Source organism: Caldalkalibacillus thermarum, assembly GCF_014644735.1.
Taxonomy (GTDB): Bacteria; Bacillota; Bacilli; order Caldalkalibacillales; family Caldalkalibacillaceae; genus Caldalkalibacillus; species Caldalkalibacillus thermarum.
This window is the reverse complement of the sequence record NZ_BMKZ01000092.1, coordinates 1-2,466: the sequence shown is the minus strand read 5'-3', so window position 1 is coordinate 2,466 and position 2,466 is coordinate 1. Positions and strand designations below refer to the sequence as shown.

Genomic DNA, 2,466 nt, shown 5'->3' with positions numbered 1-2,466 from the left:
AGCTGGGTGAGGATTGAAACACGTATTCAAGCGCGTGGCCCACGTTGAGACGTCCGGTTGCACCCAGCTAATAAGCTGGGTGAGGATTGAAACAACTCTTCGTACGCAATCTCCTCACCATATTGATAGTTGCACCCAGCTAATAAGCTGGGTGAGGATTGAAACAGTAACACCAAAGGCATATTGTTTATGTTGTTGCGTTGCACCCAGCTAATAAGCTGGGTGAGGATTGAAACCAATCAGTTGCTGCTTATTAAAAAACTCAAGAAGCTGTTGCACCCAGCTAATAAGCTGGGTGAGGATTGAAACCGTATATTGCGTACAAATGAAGGTTTTTTGACTGGTTGCACCCAGCTAATAAGCTGGGTGAGGATTGAAACGTACAGTACGTCAAGCAGCGAATCCACATCGACTACGTTGCACCCAGCTAATAAGCTGGGTGAGGATTGAAACATCCCTCCCCTCTCAATACCAAAAGGAGAATGAATGGCTTTGCGAGAACTGGGAACATTAAAACCTTCTTGTTCCAGATAGTCTTTCATCGTTTTCTAGCCAAGCTCAAAAGTATATTCAAAAAATTGAATAAGCCCCTGTACTTCAAATTTGTTTAACTCACCTTTTGTAATAAATTCCGTTAATTGCTGAAAAGCTTTACGATAATTATCGTAACGTAGTTTCCAACGAATATCTTGCACATAAGATACGCCCCTTCCTTGACCGGTCAGGACTGCTTTTCTCAGGACTTGCCGTAGACCTTGCCATACCTATCTATTAGAAGCCGATAGGGGTGTCAGTCTGTTCTTTTTTCTTCTTTTCGGGATCAGCAGCTTCTTTATTTTTTGGCTATGGCTCAGTACAATCTATATTGTTATGGAATTGTGTAAAGAGAGGTTCACAAAGTCTGAGACAAAAGGTGATAGAAAATGATATATGTAGAAAATACACCTAACAATGCAGGAGTAGCCATTTACGGTGACTACATCGATTTTGAAAATTTGTATGAAGCATTACATACCGTTGTGGGTGACGAGGGTGAATTTATTGAGTATGACAGTGCCAGGCTGAGAGTATTAAGTCTGTGCTACGAAATCCGCCACGCTATGATGGGACATCGGGAAGTTGAGTTTGTGGATAACGGCATTAACGAGGAAAAGCAGAAGCATTTGTCGGTGGTGGCCCCTTACAAGAATGTATACCTGAAGATAAATGAACTCTGGCCGGAGATTATTTTTGTCACCATAGCGCTGAATAAATTTGTGGAGCTTTACGCCCAAAAACAGGCCAAATCAAAATACAGTATGGACTTGTTTACAAACAAAAAGGTGATTTGGGACGAATCTATCGCTCATGTGCGGCTTCTGCAGGCAAAAGTGGCAGCATGCTTAAAAAGAACCGTATCTCAAGCGGCTTATGCCAGGATGATGAGTGCGATGAATGGTAAAGCTGTATTTATTGCCTATTATGCAACTCAATATTTAGATCTTCTGAATTATCGGTTCATCAACATGGATCGTGAAAAGCGCCTCAAACATATATCTATTATGGCTAAACGCATAGTTGAACGTGGGCAGGAATATCGTGATTTAGAGTCTGATCTTTTCGCAGAGGCAAAAAAGCGAAACTGTCATGTCAATGATTTAAGATTAAACTTAGATTTTCCAGATGAAATTGAATGGTAATGTTTAAAGCACGAACGTGTGTGCGGCTATTTGCATGAACAGACAGCAAGCGATACTCTCCGAGAAGAAAGAGATTGGGGCGATGAAACAGTCTATATGAATGCCACTGCTGAGGTGCGGCCCGCATTCTTGTGTGCATCAATGAATGAGTACGGATACTTCGCCCCTGAAATTAATCTTAACAAGATCATTCAAACTTTAGATACTTTGTTTTTGGAAAAGTAATCTTTAAAATTCTTGAGACTTGCAGGAATTATTGGATTAGAATAGTAATCTATCTCAACTTTCGCAGACAGAAACACCGAGTAAACCCTTGATATAATTGGGGTTTGCTGAAAAACACAAAAATGTTGATATTGAAAGGAAAAGACCTATTTTTGGCGAAATTAAGTGCAAGGGTTTTTCAAAAAACACCACAAAAATCTTGCACTTGGAGGTATTGCTGTGTATCGCCATAACCAGGATCAGCTGATCATGCCGCATGAATTCTTCCTGCCTTTTGGTGGTCAACTGGACCCCAACAACCGTTGGGTATTACTCGCTCAAAGAATCCCGTGGGGCAAAGCGGAAGATCTGTATATCGGGCAGCTCAAATCAACAAGTGAAGGCCGTCAGGCCTTTTCTGTGCGGATGGCTTTGGGTGCGCTTATCATTAAAGAGCGTTTAGGCACCAGCGACCGTGAAACAGTGGAACAGATCAAAGAAAACCCCTATTTGCAATACTTTATTGGTCTGACTGAATTCAAACAGGAAGAACCATTCCACCATACCATGATGACCCATTTTC

3 protein-coding genes and 1 CRISPR repeat array are annotated in these 2,466 nt (G+C 41.5%); of the genes, 2 read left to right on the top strand and 1 reads right to left on the bottom strand.

Translation table 11 applies throughout. From position 1 onward, the window contains the following. Window positions 1-56: 56 nt before the first annotated feature. A CRISPR array of direct repeats spans window positions 57-453; the repeat unit is 37 nt; unit sequence GTTGCACCCAGCTAATAAGCTGGGTGAGGATTGAAAC. Window positions 454-548: 95 nt separating this feature from the next. Beyond that, the gene (locus IEW48_RS16420; protein WP_188624696.1) at window positions 549-695 is read right to left on the bottom strand and encodes a nucleotidyltransferase substrate binding protein; all 147 of its coding nucleotides are present in this window, start codon (window positions 693-695) and stop codon (window positions 549-551) included. 228 nt (window positions 696-923) lie between these two features. Here IEW48_RS16420 and IEW48_RS16415 point away from each other — a divergent pair, with 228 nt between their 5' ends. Both IEW48_RS16415 and IEW48_RS16410 read left to right on the top strand, forming a co-directional pair. Beyond that, complete coding sequence (locus IEW48_RS16415) at window positions 924-1,679, top strand: DUF6904 family protein (protein ID WP_188624695.1); 756 nt, start codon at window positions 924-926, stop codon at window positions 1,677-1,679. A 444-nt stretch (window positions 1,680-2,123) separates the two neighbouring features. After that, window positions 2,124-2,466 (top strand): transposase (locus IEW48_RS16410; protein ID WP_188624694.1); only part of this gene is annotated, 343 nt, incomplete at its 3' end.